Source organism: Amycolatopsis sp. cg13 (assembly GCF_041346965.1).
In the GTDB taxonomy this organism is placed as follows: Bacteria; Actinomycetota; Actinomycetes; order Mycobacteriales; family Pseudonocardiaceae; genus Amycolatopsis.
Map to the genome: position 1 here is coordinate 8,423,475 of NZ_CP166848.1, position 22,876 is coordinate 8,446,350.

Consider the following 22,876-nt stretch of genomic DNA (forward strand, 5'->3'; position numbering starts at 1 on the left):
ACGGTTGGCCCGAAACGGGAGGTCACCGGCGCCCGGCAGCGCCGCCGGGTCGTTCAATGCAAAGCCCTCGCGGGACCGGTGTCAAGAGCCTTCTCCGGAAAAGTCTTGCCGCGCAAGGCATTCGGCGATCATGTGTTGACAGCGGGCGGCGAAGGTGTTGCACTCGGTTGCGCCGGAGCGCGGATCGCGCTTCCGGGTCCCGTAGGTGCGGTGAAGCGCGGCCGGGGAGTCCTTTACTCAAGTCTTGCGTAAGGAGACATCCGGTGATTATCGATACCCATGTCCATCCGACGAATCTCGTCGACGAAGCCTGGCGGCACACCGGAACCCCGTTCACCGGCGAGCGCACGCTGGAAATGATGGACGGTCCATTCTGGATCAACGGCAAGCCGCGGCGCGTGGACGTCAGCTGCATCATGCCGCCGCCGGGCAACACGACCTGGCGCGAGGGCAACAAAACCGGGCGCGAAGGCATCCGCGAGTACCAGGCGTACGTGACTTCGCTCGTGCAGCAGTACCCGGACCGGTTCGTCGGGAACTTCATGTACAACCCGCGGTTCGGCCCGGAAAACGGCGCGGCGGAGCTGGCCTTCCACGTGAAGGAATACGGCTACAAGATGCTGAAGCTGCACGCCAACATGCATTCCTACCGCCCGGACCGGGCGCTGGACTGGCTGCGGCCGGTGATGCGGGTGTGCGACGAGCTCGGCGTGATCGTGCTGATCCACACCGGGGACGGGCCGTACTCGATCCCGACCCAGTTCTACCCGATCATCCGCGAGTTCCCGAACGTCACGTTCATTCTCGGCCATTTCGGCATCCAGACCGGCGGCGTCTACTGTTTCGAGGCGTTCTGGATGATCCAGGACTCGCCGAACGTGATCGGCGAATCGGGCTGGCTGCTGCAGTCGCGGATCGTCGAATTCGCCAAGGAGATGAAGAAGAGCGACCTGGTCTTCGGCACCGACTCGCCGCCGAACGAGCCCGGCATGTGGGCACGGGAGCTGGAAGTGCTGTGCCACCAGCCGCCGCAGGGCCTGAACCTGTCCGAGGACGACCTGGAGGGCTACCTCGGCAACAACATGGCCAAGCTGCTCGGCCTGGCGCCGACGCCGCCGCCGAAGGACAAGGCGGAAGCCGAGGCGTATTTGCGCGGGGACATTCCGCAGGCCTCGGCGGCGAATACGCACGCGTCGCATTATCTCGGCTACACGCCGTCGGCGTGGGCAGAGGCCGCTAACTCCTGATTCTGGTGCTGCGCCAGCTGCGGGTTTACTCGCACCCGCAGCTGGCGCGCGCGGTCAGGTGTACGTCGAGGACGCGGTCTTCCGGTTGGGTGTTCTCTCGGAGTTTGTCCAGCGTGGACACTGCGGCGTCGGCGAAATCGTCGAAGGAATGCCCTGCGGTGGACAATGCGGGCCAGCTGTGCGCGGCGGCATCGGTTCCGCCGAAGCCAATCACCGCAAGGTCTTTCGGCACGCTCAAGCCAAGCTCTGCGGCGACAGTGAGCGTATCGAGCGCCAGCCCGTCCGCGGTCGCCATGATCGCGCGCGGTCGCTCCGGCGACTGCAGCCACCGCCGGATGTCGGCCCGTGCGGCATGCCGATCCAGACCGGTGCGGACGACGTTGCCTGTTTTTCTTTCGGCCGCCCGCATTGCCTCGGTCCAGCCGCGGGCTCGATCGGCTACCGGCCCGGACCGCGCGGTACCCGTGAGACACCCGATCTCGCGATAACCGTGCCCGAGCAGATGTTCGGTGGTCAGCCGCCCGCCCGCCTTGTTGTCTAGCACCACGGACGGTGCGGCGGCACCGGACGGGGCGTGGTGATGCAGGTAGACGACCGGAACGTCCAAAGTGGAGTGAGTCGCGGCCGCGCCGGCGATCTCCGCGCGGACGAGCAGCAGGCCGTCCACGCGCATGTTCGCCAGCGATTCGGCGTACCGCAGCTCCTGCTCCCGGGAGAATGCCGAATTCCCCAGCAGCACAAGGGATCCGCGCGCGAACGCGGCGCGCTCGACCGCGTGGGTGAGCTGGGTGAAGTAGCCCTCGCTGCTGTCCGGCACGACCAGCCCGAGCACGTTGCTGCGCGTGGACCGCAATGCGCGCGCGACGAGATTCGGCCGGTACCCGAGGTCGGCGATCGCCTGTTCCACCCGTGCCCGCGTGGCGGGAGCGACCGGACGCGGCCCGTTGTTGAGCACGTAACTGACCACGGCCGGCGAGGTGCCCGCCAGCCGTGCGACATCGTCCCGGGTGACCCGCTGCATGCGCCAGACGATACCCGAAGAGCCGTTGACAGTCCCGATCTACACGTGTTGAATCCCGTGGAGTCGGCAAAGCAGGAAAGCTGGTGGTCACTGTGGACTCGCTGGTACGCGCCGCGGAAACCGGGAAAGCCGCCGGGGTGGGCGAAAGCGCCCTCCGTCCGGACGGCGCCGCCAAGGTGTCCGGCAGGTTCGCCTATTCGTCGGATTTGTGGATCGAGGGCATGGTCTGGGCGACCACGCTGCGCAGCCCGTACGCGGCCGCGCGGATCCGGTCCATCGACACGAGCAAGGCTCTCGCTCAACCGGGCGTGCACGCAGTGCTCACCCACGAGGACGTACCCGGCGCGAAGACGTACGGAATGAAGTCCGCCGACCAGCCGGTCCTCGCTGTCGACGAGGTCCGCTACCACGGCGAACCCGTCGCGCTGGTCGCCGCCGACGACCCGGAAACCGCCCGCCAGGCCGCAAAACTGATCATCGTCGACTACGAACCGCTGACCCCGGTCACCGACCCGATGACCGTCTTGGACCAGGGCATCCGCCCCATCCACCCCGACGGAAACCTCGTACGCCACGTGAAAATCCGCCACGGCGACCTTTCGTGGGCCCGCGCCGAAGCGGACGTCGTCGTCACCGGCGAGTACGAGGTCGGGATGCAGGACCAAGCTTTCCTGGGTCCGGAATCCGGCCTGGCTATTCCCTCCGAGGATGGCGGCGTCGAGCTTTATGTTTCCTCGCAATGGCTGCACAAAGACCTAGAACAGTTAGCTCCGTGCCTAGGTCTGCCGCCAGAAAAAGTCCGCCTCACTTTGGCAGGCGTCGGCGGTGCCTTCGGCGGCCGAGAAGACCTCTCCGTCCACGTGCACGCCTGCATGCTCGCCCTGCGTCTCGGACGCCCGGTGAAGATGTCCTACAACCGCTACGAATCCTTCTTCGGCCACGTACACCGCCATCCGGCCAAGATGCACTACGAACATGGAGCCACAAAGGACGGTCGCCTGGTCTATGTCAAAGCGCGCCTAGTTCTGGACGGCGGTGCCTACACGTCGACTTCCCCCGTAGTCATCGCTAACGCCTGCTATTTCGTGACCGGCGCCTACGACGTCCCTCATGCTGAAATCGACGGCCTGGCAGTGTTCACGAACAACCCACCCTGCGGCGCGATGCGCGGTTTCGGCGCTGTCCAGTCGGCCTATGGCTGCGAGTCCAATATGGACAAACTGGCGCACGAACTGGGCATGGACCCCATGGAGTTGCGCCTCCGCAATGCCATGACGACCGGCACCGTCCTACCGACTGGCCAAGCCGTCGACGGCCCGGCCCCCGTCGCGGAACTGTTGCAAGCCCTCCGCGACCGTCCACTACCACCCGCGGCCGCGATGGATCTTCTTTCTATGCCAGGCGGAGCCGCCAACACGACGCACGGCGAGGGGGTGCGTCGCGGAGTCGGCTACGCGGTCGGGGTGAAAGCGATCGGCTACTCAGGAGGCGTCGACGACATCTCGACCGCCCGAGTCACTCTGGCCGTCGTGAACGGCGCCCCGGTGGTCTCGGTGCACACCGCCGCCGCGGAATGCGGACAAGGCGTCACGACGGTCCAATCGCAAGTGGCGAGCACGGAACTAGGCGTCTCCCGGGTAGTCGTCCTCCCCGCCGACACCCAAATCGGCGACGCCGGTTCCGCCTCCGCGTCCCGAATGACCTGGATGTCGACCGGTGCCGTGCAGGGGGCTTGCCGCTACATCGCCCGGGAACTCCTGCGCCGCGCGTCAGCTGCTTCAGGCTTCTCTTTGGGCAACGACCAAGTCCTGGACACCGCCGGACGACCCGTGTGCTCCATCGCCGACCTGGTCGGTTCGGACACTCTTTCGCACACCTTCGAGTACCACCACCGCCCCACCCAGGGCATCGACCCGGAAACCGGCCAGGGCGACGCACACATCGCCTTCGCCTTCGCCGCCCACCGAGCCGTGGTGGACGTGGATGTCGAACTGGGTTTGGTGAAGGTCGTAGAGCTGGCGACCGCCCAGGATGTCGGCAAGGCGATGAACCCGCTGGCGGTAGAAGGCCAAATCGAAGGCGGGAGCGTGCAGGGCCTTGGTTTGGCTTTGATGGAAGAGATCCTGGTGGATGCCGAGGGCCGGGTGCGAAACCCGTCCTTCACGGACTACCTGATCCCGACCGTGCTGGATGTGCCGCCGATGCCGATCAGCCTGTTCGAATTCCCGCACCCGGACTCGCCTTACGGCTTGAACGGCGTCGGCGAGCCGCCGACCCTTTCCTCGACCCCCGCGATCCTGAACGCCCTCCGCTCAGCGACCGGCTTGGCTTTGCCGAACGCCCCGGTCCGTCCGGACGACATCGCTTTGGCGGGAGGCCGCGGCGCGGGGTTGGGTGCGGCTTCGTGACCGGCCTCCCTTTGCTGACCCTGATCCGTCCGGACGGCATCGCTTTGATCGGAGGCTGCGGTGCAGGCGTGAGTGCCACTTTCGTGACCGGCTTGCCTTTGCCGAACTCCCCGATCCGCCCAGACGACATCGCCCAGGACCACGCGGCGAGCTTGCATACCGCTTCGTGACCGGCTCGCCCGACGCGGCCGTTCGACCCTTCCCGTTCCTTCCCGAGGCCGGAGGTGCCCCGTGGATTTCCTGACCCCTGTGACCTGGGCGGAAGCCCTGGCGGTCAAGTCGGACCGCCCCGACGCCGTCCCCCTGGCGGGCGGCACCGACGTCCTGGTCGAACTCAACTTCGACCACCGTCGCCCCACCGCGTTGCTCGACCTGACCCGGATCAGCGACCTGACCGAATGGACCGAAAAAGACGGCCGCATCCGTCTGGGCGCAGGCGTGTCGTACACCCGGATCATCACTGAGCTGGGCACCCGCCTCCCCGGATTGGCGATGGCGAGCCGCACCGTCGGGTCCCCGCAAATCCGCAACCGCGGCACCGTCGGCGGAAACCTGGGCGCTGCCTCCCCAGCCGGCGACGCCCACCCCATGCTCCTGGCTTGTGACGCGACAATCGAGGTCGCGTCCGTGCGCGGCACCAGGATGATCCCGGCTACGGAGTTCTACCAAGGCGTCAAACGCAACGCACTGACTCAGGACGAGCTGATCGCCGCCATCCACCTTCCGGTCGCGACCGGCCCGCAACAGTTCGCGAAAGTCGGCACCCGCAACGCGATGGTCATCGCAGTCTGCTCGTTCGCACTGGACCTGGCCCCAGAAACCGGCTGGGTAGGCGCGGCAGTCGGATCGGCCGCCCCGACGCCACGCCGAGCCACCGCCGCCGAAGACTTCCTCCGCGACGCCCTCTCCGAATCGTGGGAATCCCGCTCCCCGCTGCCGGGCCCGGTAGTCCGCCGTTTCGGCGAACTGGCCGCGAGCGCCGCGTCCCCGATCGACGACGTCCGGGGCAGCGCGGACTACCGCATCCACGCGATCGCAGTACTGGCCCGCCGGACGTTGAGCTGGGCCTGGGACGACTATCGGAAAGGCGGGCAGCCGAAATGCGCCTGAACCTCACGGTCAATGACGAGCCGCGGACTGTCGACGAGGTCTGGGAAGGACAAAGCCTGCTCTTCGTCCTGCGCGACCAACTGGGCTTGCCAGGCTCGAAAAACGCCTGCGAACAGGGTGAATGCGGTTCGTGCACAGTGTATTTGGACGGTACCCCAGTGTGTTCGTGCCTGGTCGCCGCGGGCCAAGCCGAAGGCAGGAACGTCCGCACGGTCGAGGGCCTGGCCGACGGCGACGAGCTGGACGCAGTACAACAAGCCTTCATCGACACCGGCGCCGTGCAATGCGGCTTCTGCACGCCGGGGTTGGTCGTCGCCGCACACGAACTCGTGCACCGCGTGACCGCCCCGACGGACCCAGAAATCCGCGAAGCCCTGGCGGGCAATCTGTGCCGCTGCACCGGGTACGAGAAAATCTTGGACGCAGTCCGCCTGGCTGCGGCTCGAGTCGGAGACTCGGAGCCCGCGAACCCCGCGTGACAGCTGCCCGCGTGCGGGAACCACCACGTCGACTGGGCTGCGTCGACTGAGCTGCCTTGTCAGGCGCATGCGCCGAGACCCCGCACGACCCGCATGGCCTCCGCATCGTCCACGTCGGGCGGCGGCCGCGCGATGTCGTACCCCCGCGCGGGCAACTGCCTGTAGTCCCGCATGAGAACGCGGACCGGCCAACCATTTCCCTCGGCTCGGGCATCACCCACACCTGTTCGGGCTGTCCGCCCGGTGTCACGCGATCAATTCCGTCTGCTCCGCAGCATGGCCAGTCTGCTCTCGACTGCGGGCTGTCGCGGCCCCGCCGTTCCTCGCAGCTCGGCGCACGTGCGACCGCCAGTGCCCATCCGCGACCGGGCTCGGTCTGCGATCCGCACCGGAAATCGTGCCTGCGCGGGCGACTCCGTCGGCGCTGACCTGCCGGCCCATCTCGGTCTTGCGCTGACCTGGCGACCCGTTTCGTTCTTGCGGTGACCTGCCGGCCCATCTCGGTCTTGCGCTGACCTGGCGACCCGTTTCGTTCTTGCGGTGACCTGCTGACCCGTCTCGGTCAGCGATCCGCATCGGAAATCGTGCCTGCGCGGGCGACTCCCTCGGCGCTGACCTGCTGACCGATCTCGGTCCTGAGCTGACCTGCTAACCCGTCTCGGTCCTGCGCTGACTCGCCGACCCATCTCGGTCCTGCGGTCAGCACCGGTAGCTCCGTGCCCCGGCTTGTCCCAGGCCGGTCAGAGTCCCTTCATCAGATCCGTCTCCGTCACCCCCGGCCCCTGCCCTTCGCGAATGAACCACTCCGTCCCGAAAGCCTGGCCGAATTTGTCGTCCGGCAGGGCCAGGAAGAACGAATCCTCGCTGATCTGGCTCTGGTGCGCGCGCATCGCAGCCCGCTTCACCTTCGCGTATGCCGTGACGTCCACTTCCGCGGTGAGCTCGGCTGCTGGCTTGCCGATGATCATGTCCTCGTCCGGGCCGCCTTCCTCGCCCGCCGCGCGTGCGGCTTCGGCGGCGCGGCGGATCTCGTCGCGGTTCGCCGAGCCCTGGTAGATCCGCGGTGTGCCCGCGAGTTCGCCCGCGCGCATGCCGACGCGGTGGACCTGGATGTGGTCCGGGTGGCCGTAGACGCCGAAGTCGTCGTACACCGTCAGCACGTCCGCCGACTCCTCGCGCAGGATCGTCGCCAGCCGCTCCGCCGCCTCTTCGACCGGCGCGCTCCAGAACGTGCCCGGGCCGTCGTTCGACGGGTCGCCCATCATTCCGGAGTCCTGGTATCCCAGGAACTCCACCCGCGAGACGCCCAGCACCTCAGCAGCCGCCTGCGTCTCCTTCACGCGCCGGTCCGCGAGCTGCTCGCCGTCTTCGAGCAGGCCCTCGGGGATCTCGCCCTTTTCCCCGCGCGTGGCCACCACGAGCACCACCCGGTGTCCCTCGTCGGCCGCCTTGCGCATCACGCCGCCGGTCATGATCGCCTCGTCGTCCGGATGAGCGTGGAACGTCACCAATGTCGCCATGCCAACGAACCTACCGGCACCCACCGACAAAAACCGGCGCCCGCCGGAAACGGCTTCCGGCGAATCGTCCACACCCTCCATTGTGGACAGGTCGCCCACACGGGTGGACCTGCGGCTTTATCGGCGCGAGGGGTCCCCTCGCGCGCTCTCGCGCTTGGCTTCTCCCGCCGCCCGGCTTACGTTGGGGTCCGCCGACCGAGGAGGCGTCATGGCAGAACGGACGAAATACATCCTGGACGAGGCCGATCTCCCGGCGCAGTGGTACAACGTGGTGCCGGACCTGCCCGAGCCGCCGCCTCCGCCGCTGCACCCGGGCACGCGCGAGCCCGTCGGGCCCGCGGACCTGGCCCCGCTGTTCCCGCAGGCGCTCATCGAGCAGGAAGTGACCACCGAGCGCTACATCGACATTCCCGAGGAAGTCCGCGACGTCTATCGGCTATGGCGTCCGTCGCCGCTCTACCGCGCCCGCCGGCTGGAGAAGGCGCTCGGGACCCCGGCGCGGATCTACTACAAGTACGAGGGCGTCAGCCCGGTCGGCTCGCACAAGCCGAACACCGCTGTGCCACAGGCGTTCTACAACGCGGCCGAGGGCGTCACGCGGCTCACCACCGAGACCGGCGCCGGGCAGTGGGGGAGCGCGCTGGCATTCGCGTGCGCGACGTTCGGGCTGTCGTGTGAGGTCTGGCAGGTGCGGGCGTCGTACGACCAGAAGCCGTACCGCAAGCTGATGATGGAGACGTTCGGCGCGCAGGTGTACCCGAGTCCATCGGACCGTACTGCTGCTGGCCGCGCGATCCTGGCCGAGAATCCGCAGTCGACGGGCAGCCTCGGGATCGCGATCAGCGAAGCCGTCGAGCAGGCCGCGGCGGATCCGGGCGCCCGGTACGCGCTGGGCAGCGTGCTCAACCACGTGCTGCTGCACCAGACAGTCATCGGAGAGGAAGCCCTCCGCCAGTTCGAAATGGCCGGCGACACCCCGGACGTGCTCGTCGGCTGCACCGGCGGCGGCTCCAACTTCGGCGGGCTCGCTTTCCCGTTCCTGCGGGAAAAACTGGCCGGCCGGATGAACCCGGTGATCCGCGCGGTCGAACCGGCGGCTTGCCCGACCCTCACCCGCGGCCGCTACGCCTACGACTTCGGCGACACCGCCGGTCTCACGCCTCTGCTGAAAATGCACACGCTCGGCCACGGCTTCATCCCGGACCCGATCCACGCCGGAGGCCTGCGCTACCACGGGATGTCGCCGCTGATCTCGCACATTTACGAGCTGGGGCTCATCGAGGCGCTCGCGATCGGCCAGCAGGAATGTTTCGCCGCCGGGGTGCAGTTCGCCCGCACGGAAGGCATCATCCCCGCGCCTGAACCGACGCATGCATTGGCGGCGTGCATCCAGGAAGCGTTGCGCTGCAAGGAGACCGGCGAGGAGAAGGTGATCCTGACGGCTCTCTGCGGACACGCACACCTCGACCTTCCCGCGTACGGCGCGTATTTGGCGGGGGACATGGTGGACAACGAACTGCCGGACGCGGCACTGGAGGAATCGCTGGCGGCGCTTCCCTGACGGGTGCGGCTGGCGGACGGGAGAGGAGGGGAGGGGGTGCGGGAGTTCGTTGGCGGGTGATGCTGCGTTAGCGGGATGGCTGGAAGTGGTCGGCTGAAAGTGATTGGCCGGGATCGGTGCGCAGGCGGCGGCAGGCTGGACGGATCAACTGACGATCCAGGCGGGTTGCGGTCGGCGGGGATCGGTTGGGATCGGTTGGCGGGCAGCGGCGGACCGGACCGATCGACTGGTTGCCCAGGCGGGTTGCGGAGGTCGGTGGGGTGTCGTTGGCTTGGATGGCCTGACGATGACGGGACGGTGCCTCGGCCTGGCCCGGTTCGACCCGGCCAAGGAGGTTTGCTTGGGCTGCGGTCGGTCGGTGAGGTGTCGTTGGCTTGGATGGCCTGACGATGACGGGAAGGTACCTCGACCGGGCCCGGCTCGACCCGACCCGGCCCGGCTCGGCTCGGCTCGGCTCGGCCAAGGAGGCTCGCCTGGGTCGCGGTCGGTTGACCAGGAAGCGGTTCGGGCTTCGTCGCGGATGACGCGGAACTGCGGCGAACTGGTTCAGTGCCGTCCTCGCCGAACGTGGCCGACGAGTCGGAATCCAGCGGATGGGCCGGTGCGTGGCGGCGGACGGTGAGGCTCCGCCGAATCATGCCGCGGTGTGTGCTCGCGGGCTGGCCCGGGCAGATGCCTGGGCGTGCGGGCGGATACAGCTGAAGGCCTGCCGAACTGAACTGTGGGCTGTGCTCGCGGGTTGGCCTGCGCTGGTGAGTGGGCAAGGCTGGCTTGCGGAAGCCGAAGCCTCCGTCGGACCAAGCCACGGCTGTGCTCACGGGCCGGGCCGGTGCGCAGACGTGATGGCAAGGGCTGGCGAGCGGGAGACGAAAGCTCCGCTGAGCCGAGCCGAACTGTCGCGTGCGCGAAGAACCGGCGACGGAACGGGAAGCGAGACCGAGCTCAGGCATCTCCGGCGAGCTGCGATCGGCGGGTCTCCAGGAAAGCTCGCTCAGTGTCGTTCGTGGCCAGCGCGATCGCCTCGGTGTAGGCGGCTTCGGCTTCGGCGGTGCGGCCTAGGCGGGTCAGCAGGTCCGCCCGGGTGGCGGGCAGCAGGTGGTAGCCGGGCAGGTCCAGCTCGTCCACTAGGGCCAGGGCCAGTTCTGGGCCGTGGACTTCGGCGACCGCCACCGCGCGGTTCAGGGCTACTACGGCGGTGGGGGTGTGGGCCAGGAGTCGGTCGTAGAGGGCCAGTACTTGCGGCCAATCCGTCGTCGGGCCATCGGTGTGGACGGCGTTGATCGCGGCTTGAAACTGGTACGGCCCGGGCTGGCCGCGGCGTAGGCATTGGCGTACTAAGGCGTGGCCTTCGGCGATCAGGGTTCGGTTCCACAGGGAACGGTCTTGGGCGGTCAAGACGACAAGCTCGCCGGCGGGGTTGACTCGGGCCGGGCGGCGCGCCTCGGTCAGGAGCAGCAGGGCTAGCAGGCCTTGGACTTCGGGTTCGTCGGGCATCAGGTCGGCTAGGGCGCGCGTGAGGCGGACAGCCTCCAAGCACAGGTCTGTCCGGACAAGCGGGCCGGAGGTCGAGGTGTAGCCCTCGTTGAAAACCAGGTACAGGACGGTCAGGACAGAGGCCAGGCGGTCCGGCAGTGCGGCCTCGTCGGGGACTCGGTACGGGATTCCTGCGTCGCGGATTTTCTTTTTGGCTCGGACGATCCGCTGGGCGATCGTCGGTTCCGGGACCAGGTACGCGCGGGCGATCTCCGCGGTTTCCAAACCGCCCAGCAGGCGCAGGGTCAGGGCGGTTTGCGCGAGCGGCGACAGGGCCGGGTGGCAGCAGGTGAAGATCATCCGCAACTGGTCGTCGCGCACGGGGCCCTCCTCTGCTGGTTCGGCGGGCTGGTGGAGGAGCAGGGCCTGGGCGTGCCGGGCCTCGCGGGTGGATTCTCGGCGGAGGCGGTCGATCGCGCGGTTTCGGGCGGTGGTCACGATCCAGGCGCCTGGGTTTGCCGGCAGAGACTCGGCCCAGGCGGTGACTGCGATGGCGAACGCGTCCTGCACCGCCTCCTCGGCTAATCCGATGTCGCCGAGGAGGCGGGTCAGGGTGGCGACGCAGCGGCCGTACTCGGCTCGGTAGACCGCGGCCAGTGTCACGCGACGTCCTCCGGGCCGTCGGCGAACGGGCGTACTTCGATGGGGCGGCCGCAGGCTTGCGCGCACTTGTCAGCCCACAGCAGGGCTTCGTCCAGGTCCGCGCATTGGATCACCCAGAAGCCGCCCAGTTGCTCCTTTGTTTCGGCGAACGGGCCGTCGGTCACGGTGGTGGTGCCGTTCGCGGGGCGGACCACCGTGGTGGCGTGCGAAGGACGCAAGCCGCCGACGAAGACCCAGGCGCCGGCGGCCTTCATGTCGTCGGTGACCTTGGTGGTGCGGGCCATCTGGGCGGCCAGCTCCTCGCCGGTCTCCAGGGTGGTTTCGTCTGCCTGGACGGCCAGCAGGTACTGCTTCATGGCGAACTCCTCAAGCCGGGTCTCTTACCTTGGCTACGAACGCACGTGACGCCAGTCGACAACCCGGCGGAAAAATCCGGCAAGAAAAATCTGTCACCGTTCCTTGGAGACGGTCGCCAGCAGCTCCGGGCCCCGCTCCACCAGCCGTTTCTGGGCGAGCGAACCCCACCACCACGCCAAGGCGACGCCGGTCGCGATGCCGACCGGAATGCCCAGCCACTGCAGCACCGGCAGGTCCGCCAGCTTTCCGGCCACGCACAGCGCCACCACCGGCAACGCGCCGAGCACGATGAGCAGGGTTGTCGCCAGCATCATGGCGCCGCGGGCACAGCCGGGGCGGCCGCCGGACGACCACGGGCTGCCGCTGCGGCGTTGATCCGGCAGCGGGAACGCCAGGAAGACCGATTGCAGCATCAGGATTCCGGCTCCGGCGCCCAGGGTCGCCGGGACGAGGCCGAGGACCCACGGGTACGCGCCCGGCACGCCGGTGACGCCGGGCAGGACCAGCGCCAGCACCACGGCGATGGGAGCGACGATCAGGGCCCACGCCAGCTGCCGGCCGCGCACGTCGGCGCGTTCGGCGCCGGGGACGACGAGCGTGTGCCACAGCGCGCTGCCGTCCATTCCGTACAGGTTGCCGGACTGCATGGACGCGAAAATCACCACTGCGACACCGAAATACGGCAGCATCACCGACTGTCCGCCGCCACCGCCGGACAGGGCTGGCACGACGGTGATGACGAAACCGATGAGCAGCGTCGACAGCAGAGCGACGCGTCGGCGGGCGTCTCGCCACCAGGTGTAGAGCTCCTTGCGCGCCACCGCACCGATCGGGGTGGCAGGGAGCAGGCTGCGCTTCGTGCGGGTGCCCTTCGCGCGGGTGCGGGAGGCGCCGCGGAAGGAAGGGGTGGTGACCTGGCGGGCCAGCAGCGCGCCCCAGACCAGGACCAAGACCGCTACTGACCCGAGCAGTGCGGCGAAGAGACCGCCGACGGTGCCCCATTCACCGACTCCGGCGGCGTGCACCGCGAGGGTGCCCCATCCGGACGGCAGGGCGTGCATGACGCTGACGAAGCCGGGCATCTGGCCGGTGACGATCGCGGGGCCGACACTCCGCATCACGTAGTTCACCGCGACGCCGGACAACCCGGTGAGCGCCACCAGGATGATGCCCAGTTCCTTGCCCTTGCGCGACGTCAGCAGCGTGCCGAGCGCGGCCATCACCACGCGGTACAGCAACACCACGAACGCCAGCTGCAGCACGGTGAACACGAGCCCGACGAGCGCCGCCCCGGCGCCGAACCGCAGGCCGTAGAACACCAAGCCGAGGAACGCCAGCAGGCTCACCAGCGCTGTTACGCCCACGAAACTCGCCGCGAGCAGGCCGACCGCCAGCTTCCGGCGGCCGATCGGCAGCAGCGCGAAGTGCTCCGGCCGCAGGGTGTCGTCCCCGCCGCCGGTCGCGATCGGCGCGAGCACCCAGCCCGCCATCCACACCGCGTAGACCGAGGTGAGCAGGTCGACCGTGATCCGCGCTTCCGGAGCCGGGAACACCGCGATGCCGATGGTGAACAGGGCCGCCAGCAGACCGAAAATGCCGCCGACGATCATTCCGGCGATCTGCCGCCCGCGCAGCGAATTGCGCAGGACCCGCAGCTTCAGTCGGACGAGGACGCCAACCACGCCAGCCCCTCCGCTCCACCGGTCCGCCCGCCGACAATGTGCACGAACGCGTCTTCCAGCGTGCCTTCGCCGCGCACGTCCGCCACCGCGCCCGCGGCGACGACGCGCCCGCGCGTGATCACCGCGACGTGGCTGCACAGCTGTTCCACCAACGCCATCACGTGGCTCGACAGCACGACCGCGCCGCCGGAAGCGACGAACCGCTGCAGGATCGTGCGAATCGTCGACGCGGAAACCGGGTCCACCGCTTCGAACGGCTCGTCCAGCACCAACAGCCGCGGCCCGTGCAGCAACGCCGTCGCGAGGCCGATCTTCTTGCGCATGCCCGCGGAATAGTCGATGACGAGGGTGCGCTCGGCGTCCGTCAGCTCCAGCACGCCGAGCAGTTCCTGGGCGCGTTCGGCGACCGTGTCCGGCGCGAGCCCGCGCAGCAAGCCCATGTACGTCAGCAGTTCCCGCCCGGTGAGCCGCTCCGGAATGGACAAGCCGTCCGGAAGAACGCCGATCAGGCTTTTCGCCCGTTCCGGTTCCCGCCAGACGTCCACCCCGAACACGCGCGCCTCGCCGGCGTCGGGCCTCAGCAGCCCGACCGCCATCGACAGCGACGTCGTTTTGCCAGCTCCGTTGGGGCCGACGAGGCCGAAGAACGACCCCCGTGGCACTTCCAGCCCCACATTGTCTACTGCCAGCGTGGTCCCGAACCGTTTGGTGAGTCCGTAAAGCCCCATGGCCGCGTCGTCGGACACCGGTTCCCCCTTCCCGTGGTGTGCGCACGACTGTACGCGGGGTCACCGACAAAAAGCGGGCGGAGTGGTCTCGGAGAGCCGCGGATCCGGGGTTCCGGACATCGCCAGCAGCCCGCGCACCGCCCGAACCAGCTTGGGCCACGAGGCGGGTTTCCGGACGTCGTACGCGCTCAGCAGCTGGCGGAGCATGGTGAGCGTGTCGAAGTAAATGCGTTCGCACACCAGATGCTCGTCGGCGTCGAACAGGAAGTACGCGGTCATCCGGACGCGGAACCGCTGCCCGGTCGGCGGAATTTTCCCGAGCGGCCCGCGATGTGTGCCGAGAAGCCAGAATTCAACGATTACCGCATCCGCGCTGTGCCGCAGGGCAATGATTTCGTGGTCTTGATCGGGAAAAGCGCGACGCGTTTCGTCGTAGTAGCCGCGCACCGCGGCATCGCCGTCGTGCACGGTCATCGTCGGGACGATCTCGTAGCGCGGGTGCGGGAACGTCGCCAGCACGTCGTCCCAGTCCTGGCGCACCTCGTCGCGGAAGTGGTCGAGGACGAGCTTTTGCCGGGCTCGCAGCACTTCGGGCGCGGGGATGGCCAACGGGTCCACGGGTTCCTCCAAGCCGGGAGAGGGGAACCGCAATTTAATCCACAGTGTGGGTTAACCGCAAGTGCGCCATGATGGAGCCGTGAACACCACGACGCGCCGGGGACGCCCGCGCAAGGGAGACGCCCGGCTGTCGCGGGAGGCGATCCTGACGGCCGCGCTGGAAGTAGTCGACGCCGACGGCGCGGCAGCGGTGAGCATGCGGACCGTCGGGCAGCGCCTCGGCGTGGACGCGAAGAGCCTCTACCACCACATCGACGGCAAAGAAGCCTTGCTCGACGCTGTCGCCGGGCACGTGCTCGGCGGGATCGACCTCCCGGACTTGACCGGACAGCCCGAAGAAGACCTGCGCGCGATCGCCCAGTCCTTCCGGAAAGCAACGCGCGCGCATCCGCAGGCCGCCGCGCTCGTCCTAACCAGACAGTTGCCGTCGATCGCCGCACTCGCCCCGGTCGAGGCGGTGCTTTCGGTGCTGCGCAAGGCAGGCGCGTCCCCCGAAGAAGCCGTGCACCTGCTGCGTTCGCTCCTCGCCGTCGTGGTCGGCTCGCTCCTGCGCGAGGCGGGCGCGGGACCGGCGTTCGGCGTCACCGACGAGGCCGGAATCGCCCACCGCCGCGCCGAACTGGAGCAGACCGAACTTCCCGCCGTCGTCGAATCCGCGCCGCATCTGGCGCGGTGCGATCACGAAGCGGAGTTTTCCTTCGCCGTCGATCTGGCGGTGGCCGCCACGATGCAGCGACTCGCTACTCCCCGCAGGTGATCTTCGGCTGCGGGTTGTAGCGGACCGACCGCGTGTGCCGCGAAACCTCCCGGCCCGACGACGCGTCGCGCAGGATCCGGGTATCGCTCGCGGTGAAACCGGGCGCGCCGTTGGACGCGTGGCAGTTCTCCGCCGGACCCGGTTTCGTCGGCGGCGGCGTCGGATTCGACCGCTCGCCGGGAACCGATTCGACGGTGTAGCGCTTGGTGCCCCACAGTTTCACGGTGATCGACGACGGCGTCCAGACGGTCTGGATCGCGACGCCGGTGTCCGAGTCGTTCGTGAACTTCAGGTCGATCACGCTGGCGCCATTGGGGTTCTGGAACACCGTCGCCTCGCGCGCGGCCGGATAACGGCTGATGTAGTAGCTGTGTTCCTTGTGCCCGGCGTCCTTCATCCCGGAGAAGTACGCCGCGTTGTACAGCGTGGTGGCGAACTGCGAAATGCCGCCGCCGACCTCGCGGGCAGGCGCGCCGTTCTCGATCACGCCCGCCTCGACGTAGCCCTGCGGACGCCCGCGCGGGCCGGTGAACCCGTTGAGGCTGAACGTTTCTCCCGGCTTCACGATCGCGCCGTTCACCTTCTCGGCGACCACGCGGATGTTCGTGCCGGAGTCGGGCGCGAACCCGCCGGTGCTGAATTCGCCGATGACTTCCTTGACGCCCAGCTTGTCCGCCTGCTCGGTGGTGACCTTCGCCGGCGTCTTCTTGTAGATCGCCTTCAGCTCGCGGCTGTCGGTCTGCTTGAGCGTGTTCGGCAGCGGCTTGAGGCTCTGCTCCCAGTCGACTGTGTTGCCGTCCGCGGACGGTTCGACGACCGGTTTGCCGCCGGAGAACGCGATGGCCGCGTCCTTGCCCTCCTGCTCGGTGGACTTCAGCTGCGGCGCGAGCGCGTCGGTGACCTTTTTCGGGTCGACCTGCGGGGCGAGGCCGCCGCCGTCGCCGGGCACGAACGTGAGCGCCCCGGCGATCTGCTCCGGCGTCAGCGTCGCGTCCGCGCCTTCGCCCTTGACCACGATCGGCGCGGACACCGCGGGCTTGGCGAACTCGGTCAACGCCCGCTGGACGCCCTCGGCGGTGGTGCGCACCGGCGTCGGCGCGACCGGGAGCGTCAGTTCGTTGCTGGAAGCCCAGCCGCTCAGCACCTTCGCGCGCGCCGCCGCGACGTCCAGCTTCTGCCCGGCCTGCGGCGGGACCGCGACCGGGGTGGTGCCGTCGAACCGGATCGTGCCCTCGACCGGCTCCCGGTCGACGCGTCCGCGCAGGTCCTCGAGCGCCGGGTCGAGCTTGTCCGCTTCGGTGTGCGACACGACGCCCAGTTCCCGGGTGCTGAAGAACGACGCGAGCCGGGTGAAGGGGTTGATCGGCTGGTCGCCCGCCTGGTCGAGAGTGCCGCTCCAGTCCAGGCCCAGCCCGGCCTCGGTCGGCGACAGCTTGGTGTGCGCGTTGCCCGCGGTGACGGTGAGCGGCTGGGTGAGCCGCGGCTCGATCTTCCCGCGCAGCTCGCGTTCGGCGACCGGCCGCTCCAGCCCGCCGACGTCCACGCCGGCCACGACGACGCCGCGCGGCACCCGGCCCTGGCTGGTCAGCAGGTCGATGAGGTAGGCGACGACCAGGACGCCGAGCACGCCGCCGCTGATCCAGCCCGCTTTGCGCAGGCCCCGCCTTCGCGGCGGGGACGGAGGTTCCTCGGGCGGCACGACCGGCAGGACCTCGGTCTGGTCGCTGTCGGTTTCCGGCCAGCGCGGTTCGTACTGCACCTCACGACCCCTTCGATTCGCTGCGGTCAAGGGCACAGCGTACGGGCCGAGCCGGACATGCCGGACTACTGCCCCCAGCGGAACAAACCGGTCACCCGGCGTCCGGTTCTGGATTGGCACCGGCGCGGGCGAGGAAGTCGAAGTCGCAGCCCTCGTCGGCCTGCGTGATGTGCTCCGCGTACAGCGCACCGTAACCTCGTTCGAACCGCGGCGCAGGGGCGGCCCACGAAGCGAGACGACGCTGCAGTTCGGCGTCGTCCACCTGAAGCTGCAACGTCCGCGAAGGCACGTCCAGGGTGATCAGGTCGCCGTCGCGGACGAGCGCGAGCGGCCCGCCGACGTGCGATTCCGGTGCCACGTGCAGCACGCACGCGCCGTAGCTGGTGCCGCTCATCCTGGCGTCGGAGATCCGCACCATGTCTCGGACGCCTTGTTCCAGCAGGTGCGCCGGGATCGGCAGCATGCCGTACTCGGGCATCCCGGGACCGCCGAGCGGACCGGATCCGCGCAGCACCAATACGGAATCGGCGGTGATACCCAGCGCCGGGTCGTCGATGCGCTTCTTCAGATCCTGGTAGTTGTCGAAAACCACCGCCGGGCCAGTGTGCGTGAGCAGCGCGGGGTCGGCGGCGATGTGCTTGATCACCGCGCCGCCGGGCGCGAGATTTCCGTGGAGCACGGCCACGCCGCCTTCGCTGGCGACCGGGTTGTCGCGCGGGCGGATCACGTCGTCGTTGTGCACGCGGGCTTCGGCGAGGGAATCGGCGAGCGGACGCCCGGTGACGGTGATGTGGTCGAGGTGCAGCAGGTCGGTCAAGCGGGACAACAACCCGGGCAGGCCGCCCGCGTAATAGAAGTCCTCCATCAGCCAATCGCCGCCCGGCCGGATGTTCGCCAGCACCGGCACCCGCCGGGCGATCTCGTCGAAATCCTTCAGGGACAACGAAATCCCGCTGCGTCCGGCCATCGCGATCAGGTGGATCACCGCGTTGGTCGACCCGCCGAGCGCCAGCACAGTGGTGATCGCGTCGGCGTACGCGCGCTCGTCGAGGATCTTCGCGATCGTGAGGTCCTCCCACACCATGCCCACGATTCGCGCGCCGGTCGCCGCCGCCATCCGGTGGTGCGCGGAATCGACCGCCGGGATCGACGCCGCGCCGGGCAGCGTCAGCCCGAGCACCTCGGCGGCGGACGTCATGGTCGACGCGGTCCCCATCGTCATGCAGTGGCCGGGGGAGCGGGCGAGGCCGCGTTCCAGTTCGGCCATCTCGCGGTCGCCGATCGTGCCGGCGCGCCGTTCGTCCCAGTACTTCCACATGTCGGTGCCGCTGCCGAGCACCTCGCCGCGCCAGTTTCCGCGCAGCATCGGCCCGGCGGGCACGAAAATCGACGGCAGCCCGGCGCTCGCCGCACCCATCAGCAGCGCCGGGGTGGTCTTGTCACAGCCGCCCATCAGCACCGCGCCGTCGACCGGATACGACCGCAGCAGTTCCTCGGTCTCCATTGCCAGCAGATTCCGGTACAGCATCGGCGTCGGCTTCTGATACGTCTCCGACAGCGTCGCCACCGGGAACTCCAGCGGGAACCCGCCCGCCTGCCACACGCCGCGCTTGACCTGCTCCGCGCGTTCGCGCAGGTGCTGGTGGCACGGGTTGATGTCGCTCCAGGTGTTGAGGATGCCGATCACCGGCTTGCCGAGGTGTTCTCCCGGCTCGTAGCCGAGCTGCCGGGCGCGGGTGCGGTGGCTGAAATTCCGCAGGTCGTCGCCGCCGAACCAGCGGTGGCTGCGCAAGTCCTCGGGTGCCTTCATCGGGCTGCGTCTCCTCGGTCGGCGGATGGCATCTGATATATGATCGTACGTGTCGACGCTCGGAGACGCCCGCCTGGTTGAATGTGCGGGGACGAGCGCGAAAGCCAGGAGGGTCGGCATGCCGTCCACGTTCAGCCTCCCCGCCTCCCGCACCGAGGTGGTGCTGGAGGAGATCCGGCGCGGCATTCTCGCCCGCGAGCTGGTGCCCGGCCAGCAGCTCGTGGAGGCGGAGCTGGCCGCGCGGCTCGGGGTGTCGAAGACGCCCGTGCGCGAGGCGCTCAAGGTGCTGTCCAACACCGGGCTGGTCACGTTCAGCCCGTACAAGGGCGCGTCGGTGTGCGTGGTCGACGCGGAGCTGGCGCGATCGGTCTACGACGTGCGGATGGTGCTGGAGCCCGAAGCGCTGCGCCGCGCCATCCGGTCTTCGGACCGCACAGCGTTCGACGAGGCCGCGCAGGTCCTCAAGGAAGCGTCGAGCGCGGACGCTGACCAGACCACGTTGAGCCTGCTGAACCGGCGGTTCCACCGCGCGCTGTACGCGGGCTGCGGAAACCCGTTGATGGTGTCGATGCTGGACGATCTGCGCGACCGCGCGGCGCTGATCACCGTGGTCGGCTGGGACGCGAATCCCAGCTGGCGCAAGGAATGGAACGAGCACAAGGCGGTGCTCGCCGCCGCGAAGAAGGGCGACGAGGACGGCGCGGCCGAGCTGCTGCGCGCGCACATCGCGGCGTTCCTCGACCACGTGCTCGAGGCGATCGGGGAGGAGTGACGGCGTGCGGTTGCTGCTTCTCGCGGACACTCATCTGCCGAAGCGGGCGAAGGAACTGCCCGCACAGGTCTGGGACGAAGTCGCGAAGGCGGACGTCGTGGTGCACGCGGGCGACTGGGTCGACGTCGACACTCTCGACGCTCTTGAGGCCCGCAGCGCCCGGCTGATCGGCGTTTATGGCAACAACGACGGCCCTGAACTGCGGAAACGGCTGCCGGAGGTCGCTCGCGAGACGCTGGAGGGCGTCCGGCTGGCGGTGGTACACGAAACTGGCGACGCGAAGGGTCGCGCGAAGCGGTGCGACGCCTTGTATCCGGACGTCGACGTGCTGATCTTCGGGCACAGCCACATCCCGTGGGATTCGGTGACGCCCGGCGGGCTGCGGCTGCTCAACCCGGGTTCGCCCACCGACCGGCGACGGCAGCCGTTCTGCACCTACCAGACCGCGGAGCTCAAAAACGGCCGTCTCGGCGACGTCGAGCTGCATGAGCTGCCTCGGCGCGGCTGAACGGGTAAAACAGGAGGCATGGACCCGGCCCGCGCCCTGCGCGACATCGCCTTCCAGCTCGAACGCGCCGGTGAACCGACTTACCGGGTGCGCGCGTTCCGCCAGGCCGCCGCGGTGGTCGACAAGCTCTCCGAAGACGAACTAGCGTCACGCGTCGGTGCGAAGACGCTTCAGGCGTTGAAGGGGATCGGCAAAGCCACTGCCGGGGTTATCGAAGATGCGTGGCACGACCGTACGCCCGCGTACGCGGCGAAGCTGCCCGAGAAGAAGCTGCCGGACGGCGGTGCGCTGCGTACGGCGCTTCGCGGTGACTGTCACACGCACTCTGACTGGTCCGACGGCGGCAGCCCGATCCTCGAGATGGCCGAGACGGCGCGCGAGCTCGGGCACGAGTGGATCGTGCTCACCGACCATTCGCCGCGGCTGACCGTCGCGCGCGGCCTGTCCCCGGAGCGGCTGCGCGCGCAGATGGACGAGGTCGCGCGGGTGAACGAGCAGCTGGCCCCGTTTCGCCTGCTACACGGCATCGAAGTCGACATCCTCGACGACGGTGCGCTCGACCAGACCGAGAAGCTCCTGGACCGGCTCGACTTCGTGGTGGCGAGCGTGCATTCGAAGCTCCGCATGCCCGCGCGAGAGATGACGCCGCGGATGCTGGCCGCTGTCGAGAATCCGCACGTCCGAGTGCTGGGGCACTGCACCGGACGGCTGGTCGGCGGACGCAGCAGGCCGGAGTCGCAGTTCAACTCGGAGAAGGTCTTCACCGCCTGCCGGGAGAACGGGGTGGCGGTGGAGATCAATTCGCGGCCTGACCGGCTCGACCCGCCGATGCGGTTGCTGCGCCAGGCCGTCGAGCTGGGGTGCGAGTTCGCGATCGACAGCGACGCGCACGCGCCCGGGCAGCTCGATTGGCAGGTCTACGGCTGCGAGCGGGCGAAAGAGGCGGGCATCGAGCCGGACCGGATCGTCAATACGCGGACGGTTGCTCAGCTATTGCGATGACGGGGTTTCGCGCGGGGTCGAGCCAACGCAGCACCGCGATGAGGTCTTCGACGGCGAGCGCGACGCAGCCAGCGGTCGGTCCGCCGGTGGCCACGTGCAGGAAGAACGCCGAACCGGCACCGGGCACGACCGGCGAGCGGTTGTAGTCGATCACCACCGCGTGCGCGTACGCCGGGCCCGCCGCACCGAGATTCTCGCCCGCCGCTTCATCGAACGGGCCTGACGTGCCTCGGTAATGCGTGTTGTACAGCGGAGAGTGCACATCGGACACCCACCAGTCCGAAGTGGTCACCTGCCGGTAGGGGAGCCGGGTGCCGGGGTTCGGCTCGATGCCGAAAGCCTCGGTGAGCGGCCAGATTCCTGCTGGCGTAAGGGAAAGTCCTTCGCGTGCGACGCCGATTCCTTGCGCGCCGACTTCCGCTGGGTACGGACCGAGTGCCCGTACCCAGCGGTCGCCGTCGTGGTCCCACGCGGACGCGCTGTGCGCGGTGACCGTGAGAACCTGCTGGGGGTTCAGTTGATCTCGTACGGGTCGCCGTAGACCTGCCACTTCAGCGGCGTGTGCAGATCAAGGTTGCCGTCGTTGAGGAACACCAGCTGTTCTGTGTCGACGCGAGACGTGTCCGCGTGCGCCTCTTCCTTCTTCATGACCACCTTGCGCGCGTCGAGGAATGCCTTGAGGTACGCGGTTTCGTCCCCGCCCTGGGCCGGTGGCTTCGCCTTCGACAGCGCGGCGTCGCGGATCCCGCCGAAGCTGTCGGTGCTCGTGCCGGGGCCGTGCATCACGATCGCGTCGTAGTAGATGAACTGGCCGAGCGCGCCGAGACCGTCCGACTTGCCCTGGTTCACCGCCGGGTCGAAGTACACGCGATCGCGCTCGCTGTTCTGCGCGTCCTGGAATTCCTGGGTGCCCGCGGCTTCCTTCCACGCGCTCTCGAACGGCGCGCCGAGCCCTTCGTGCGAATCGGAACCGTTGACCTTTTCCAGCGCTGGCAAGAACTTCGCGAGCGGGTTGTCCGGCACGGACTTGGTGTAGGCCTGCACCAGCTCGAGCATGTCGCCGGTGCCGGAACAGAACCCGATGATGCCCGCGGTGTAGCCGCGGCCGTCCTTGATGTCCTCGATGTAGGAGTACTGCTTCTTCCAGTCGAGCGACGAGTTTTCCGCGCTCGACACCAGCTGCATCGCGATCTCCTTCTTCTCCGGAGACGCGAGGTCGCCGCCGGAGCCCAGCACGGACGCCGAGGCGGCGAGCGGGGCCGGCACGGCGGCGGCCGAGAGAGCGGGGGTGCTGAACACGAGGGCGAGGGCCGAGGCGGCCGTGAGACAGGCGACCAGCGTGGGCCGCATCGTCTTGCGCATGAGGGGAATCCCTTTCCGCGGTACGTGGGCAAGGCGGCC

20 protein-coding genes are annotated in these 22,876 nt (G+C 68.6%); 9 read left to right on the top strand and 11 right to left on the bottom strand.

Translation table 11 applies throughout. From position 1 onward, the window contains the following. The first annotated feature begins 263 nt into the window (after positions 1-263). Positions 264-1,247 (top strand): amidohydrolase family protein, encoded by a 984-nt coding sequence (locus AB5I40_RS39470; RefSeq protein WP_009081542.1) that lies wholly within the window; start codon positions 264-266, stop codon positions 1,245-1,247. A 25-nt stretch (positions 1,248-1,272) separates the two neighbouring features. On the opposite strand, the gene AB5I40_RS39475 is transcribed toward AB5I40_RS39470, so the two are convergent. Further along, positions 1,273-2,268 carry a LacI family DNA-binding transcriptional regulator gene (locus tag AB5I40_RS39475; RefSeq protein ID WP_370935248.1) on the bottom strand — a complete coding sequence of 332 codons (996 nt, stop codon included), beginning with the start codon at positions 2,266-2,268 and terminating at the stop codon, positions 1,273-1,275. Between the two features lie 83 nt (positions 2,269-2,351). On the opposite strand from AB5I40_RS39475, the gene pucD reads away from it, so the two are divergent. From pucD to AB5I40_RS39490, 3 genes are all read left to right on the top strand, one after another. After that, positions 2,352-4,676 (top strand): xanthine dehydrogenase subunit D, encoded by a 2,325-nt coding sequence (gene pucD, locus AB5I40_RS39480; protein WP_370935249.1) that lies wholly within the window; start codon positions 2,352-2,354, stop codon positions 4,674-4,676. A gap of 231 nt (positions 4,677-4,907) precedes the next feature. Further along, positions 4,908-5,786 (top strand): xanthine dehydrogenase family protein subunit M, encoded by an 879-nt coding sequence (locus tag AB5I40_RS39485; RefSeq protein WP_370935250.1) that lies wholly within the window; start codon positions 4,908-4,910, stop codon positions 5,784-5,786. Next, positions 5,777-6,265: a (2Fe-2S)-binding protein gene (locus AB5I40_RS39490; protein ID WP_370935251.1), complete on the top strand. Its 489-nt coding sequence runs from the start codon at positions 5,777-5,779 to the stop codon at positions 6,263-6,265. The genes AB5I40_RS39485 and AB5I40_RS39490 overlap by 10 nt, the downstream gene beginning before the upstream one ends. 740 nt (positions 6,266-7,005) lie before the next feature. Here the strand turns inward: AB5I40_RS39490 and AB5I40_RS39495 are convergent. Then, positions 7,006-7,785 (bottom strand): PIG-L family deacetylase, encoded by a 780-nt coding sequence (locus AB5I40_RS39495; protein ID WP_370935252.1) that lies wholly within the window; start codon positions 7,783-7,785, stop codon positions 7,006-7,008. A gap of 208 nt (positions 7,786-7,993) precedes the next feature. On the opposite strand from AB5I40_RS39495, the gene AB5I40_RS39500 reads away from it, so the two are divergent. Continuing rightward, on the top strand, positions 7,994-9,346 hold the full coding sequence (locus AB5I40_RS39500; protein ID WP_370935253.1) for a TrpB-like pyridoxal phosphate-dependent enzyme: 1,353 nt from the start codon (positions 7,994-7,996) through the stop codon (positions 9,344-9,346). A gap of 942 nt (positions 9,347-10,288) precedes the next feature. On the opposite strand, the gene AB5I40_RS39505 is transcribed toward AB5I40_RS39500, so the two are convergent. The 5 genes from AB5I40_RS39505 to AB5I40_RS39525 all read right to left on the bottom strand — a co-directional run bounded on the left by AB5I40_RS39505 (position 10,289) and on the right by AB5I40_RS39525 (position 14,867). Continuing rightward, positions 10,289-11,482, bottom strand: coding sequence for an RNA polymerase sigma factor (locus tag AB5I40_RS39505; RefSeq protein WP_370935254.1), 1,194 nt, complete (start codon positions 11,480-11,482; stop codon positions 10,289-10,291). Further along, positions 11,479-11,838 (bottom strand): YciI family protein, encoded by a 360-nt coding sequence (locus tag AB5I40_RS39510; RefSeq protein WP_370935255.1) that lies wholly within the window; start codon positions 11,836-11,838, stop codon positions 11,479-11,481. Before AB5I40_RS39510 ends, AB5I40_RS39505 begins: the two co-directional genes overlap by 4 nt. 93 nt (positions 11,839-11,931) lie before the next feature. Then, the gene (locus tag AB5I40_RS39515) at positions 11,932-13,521 is read right to left on the bottom strand and encodes a hypothetical protein (protein ID WP_370935256.1); all 1,590 of its coding nucleotides are present in this window, start codon (positions 13,519-13,521) and stop codon (positions 11,932-11,934) included. Continuing rightward, the gene (locus AB5I40_RS39520; RefSeq protein WP_370935257.1) at positions 13,497-14,267 is read right to left on the bottom strand and encodes an ABC transporter ATP-binding protein; all 771 of its coding nucleotides are present in this window, start codon (positions 14,265-14,267) and stop codon (positions 13,497-13,499) included. Before AB5I40_RS39520 ends, AB5I40_RS39515 begins: the two co-directional genes overlap by 25 nt. A gap of 42 nt (positions 14,268-14,309) precedes the next feature. Continuing rightward, a complete protein-coding gene (locus AB5I40_RS39525) occupies positions 14,310-14,867 on the bottom strand; it encodes an ester cyclase (protein WP_370935258.1) in 558 nt (185 codons plus the stop codon). 79 nt (positions 14,868-14,946) lie between these two features. Between AB5I40_RS39525 and AB5I40_RS39530 the strand changes: the two genes are divergently transcribed. Then, positions 14,947-15,624 carry a TetR/AcrR family transcriptional regulator C-terminal domain-containing protein gene (locus AB5I40_RS39530; protein WP_370935259.1) on the top strand — a complete coding sequence of 226 codons (678 nt, stop codon included), beginning with the start codon at positions 14,947-14,949 and terminating at the stop codon, positions 15,622-15,624. Here AB5I40_RS39530 and AB5I40_RS39535 read toward each other — a convergent pair. Both AB5I40_RS39535 and araD read right to left on the bottom strand, forming a co-directional pair. Then, positions 15,608-17,383: a VanW family protein gene (locus AB5I40_RS39535; protein ID WP_370935260.1), complete on the bottom strand. Its 1,776-nt coding sequence runs from the start codon at positions 17,381-17,383 to the stop codon at positions 15,608-15,610. The two genes, AB5I40_RS39530 and AB5I40_RS39535, sit on opposite strands and share 17 nt — an antisense overlap. A 91-nt stretch (positions 17,384-17,474) precedes the next feature. Next, positions 17,475-19,193: an L-arabinonate dehydratase gene (araD, locus tag AB5I40_RS39540; RefSeq protein WP_370935261.1), complete on the bottom strand. Its 1,719-nt coding sequence runs from the start codon at positions 19,191-19,193 to the stop codon at positions 17,475-17,477. Positions 19,194-19,311: 118 nt separating this feature from the next. Here araD and AB5I40_RS39545 point away from each other — a divergent pair, with 118 nt between their 5' ends. Genes AB5I40_RS39545 through AB5I40_RS39555 form a run of 3 tightly spaced genes read left to right on the top strand, consistent with a single transcriptional unit; the run spans position 19,312 to position 21,475 of the window. Further along, positions 19,312-19,965, top strand: a complete 654-nt coding sequence (locus tag AB5I40_RS39545) for a GntR family transcriptional regulator (RefSeq protein ID WP_370935262.1) — start codon at positions 19,312-19,314, stop codon at positions 19,963-19,965. Positions 19,966-19,969: 4 nt separating this feature from the next. Continuing rightward, complete coding sequence (locus AB5I40_RS39550; protein WP_370935263.1) at positions 19,970-20,473, top strand: metallophosphoesterase; 504 nt, start codon at positions 19,970-19,972, stop codon at positions 20,471-20,473. An 18-nt stretch (positions 20,474-20,491) separates the two neighbouring features. Further along, positions 20,492-21,475 carry a PHP domain-containing protein gene (locus AB5I40_RS39555; protein ID WP_370935264.1) on the top strand — a complete coding sequence of 328 codons (984 nt, stop codon included), beginning with the start codon at positions 20,492-20,494 and terminating at the stop codon, positions 21,473-21,475. Here AB5I40_RS39555 and AB5I40_RS39560 read toward each other — a convergent pair. Together AB5I40_RS39560 and AB5I40_RS39565 are read right to left on the bottom strand one after the other, a co-directional pair. After that, positions 21,441-22,025, bottom strand: coding sequence for a L,D-transpeptidase (locus tag AB5I40_RS39560; RefSeq protein ID WP_370935265.1), 585 nt, complete (start codon positions 22,023-22,025; stop codon positions 21,441-21,443). The genes AB5I40_RS39555 and AB5I40_RS39560 overlap by 35 nt on opposite strands. Further along, positions 21,989-22,837, bottom strand: coding sequence for a chitosanase (locus AB5I40_RS39565; RefSeq protein WP_370935266.1), 849 nt, complete (start codon positions 22,835-22,837; stop codon positions 21,989-21,991). Before AB5I40_RS39565 ends, AB5I40_RS39560 begins: the two co-directional genes overlap by 37 nt. Between the last annotated feature and the right edge of the window lie 39 nt (positions 22,838-22,876).

What these genes read in the sequence shown, in the direction of transcription:
- AB5I40_RS39475 (WP_370935248.1), bottom strand. Translation starts at nt 2,268, where the DNA reads ATGCAGCGGGTCACCCGGGACGATGTCGCACGGCTGGCGGGCACCTCG.
- AB5I40_RS39490 (WP_370935251.1), top strand. Translation starts at nt 5,777, where the DNA reads ATGCGCCTGAACCTCACGGTCAATGACGAGCCGCGGACTGTCGACGAG.
- AB5I40_RS39495 (WP_370935252.1), bottom strand. Translation starts at nt 7,785, where the DNA reads ATGGCGACATTGGTGACGTTCCACGCTCATCCGGACGACGAGGCGATC.
- AB5I40_RS39500 (WP_370935253.1), top strand. Translation starts at nt 7,994, where the DNA reads ATGGCAGAACGGACGAAATACATCCTGGACGAGGCCGATCTCCCGGCG.
- AB5I40_RS39510 (WP_370935255.1), bottom strand. Translation starts at nt 11,838, where the DNA reads ATGAAGCAGTACCTGCTGGCCGTCCAGGCAGACGAAACCACCCTGGAG.
- araD (WP_370935261.1), bottom strand. Translation starts at nt 19,193, where the DNA reads ATGAAGGCACCCGAGGACTTGCGCAGCCACCGCTGGTTCGGCGGCGAC.
- AB5I40_RS39545 (WP_370935262.1), top strand. Translation starts at nt 19,312, where the DNA reads ATGCCGTCCACGTTCAGCCTCCCCGCCTCCCGCACCGAGGTGGTGCTG.
- AB5I40_RS39555 (WP_370935264.1), top strand. Translation starts at nt 20,492, where the DNA reads ATGGACCCGGCCCGCGCCCTGCGCGACATCGCCTTCCAGCTCGAACGC.
- AB5I40_RS39565 (WP_370935266.1), bottom strand. Translation starts at nt 22,837, where the DNA reads ATGCGCAAGACGATGCGGCCCACGCTGGTCGCCTGTCTCACGGCCGCC.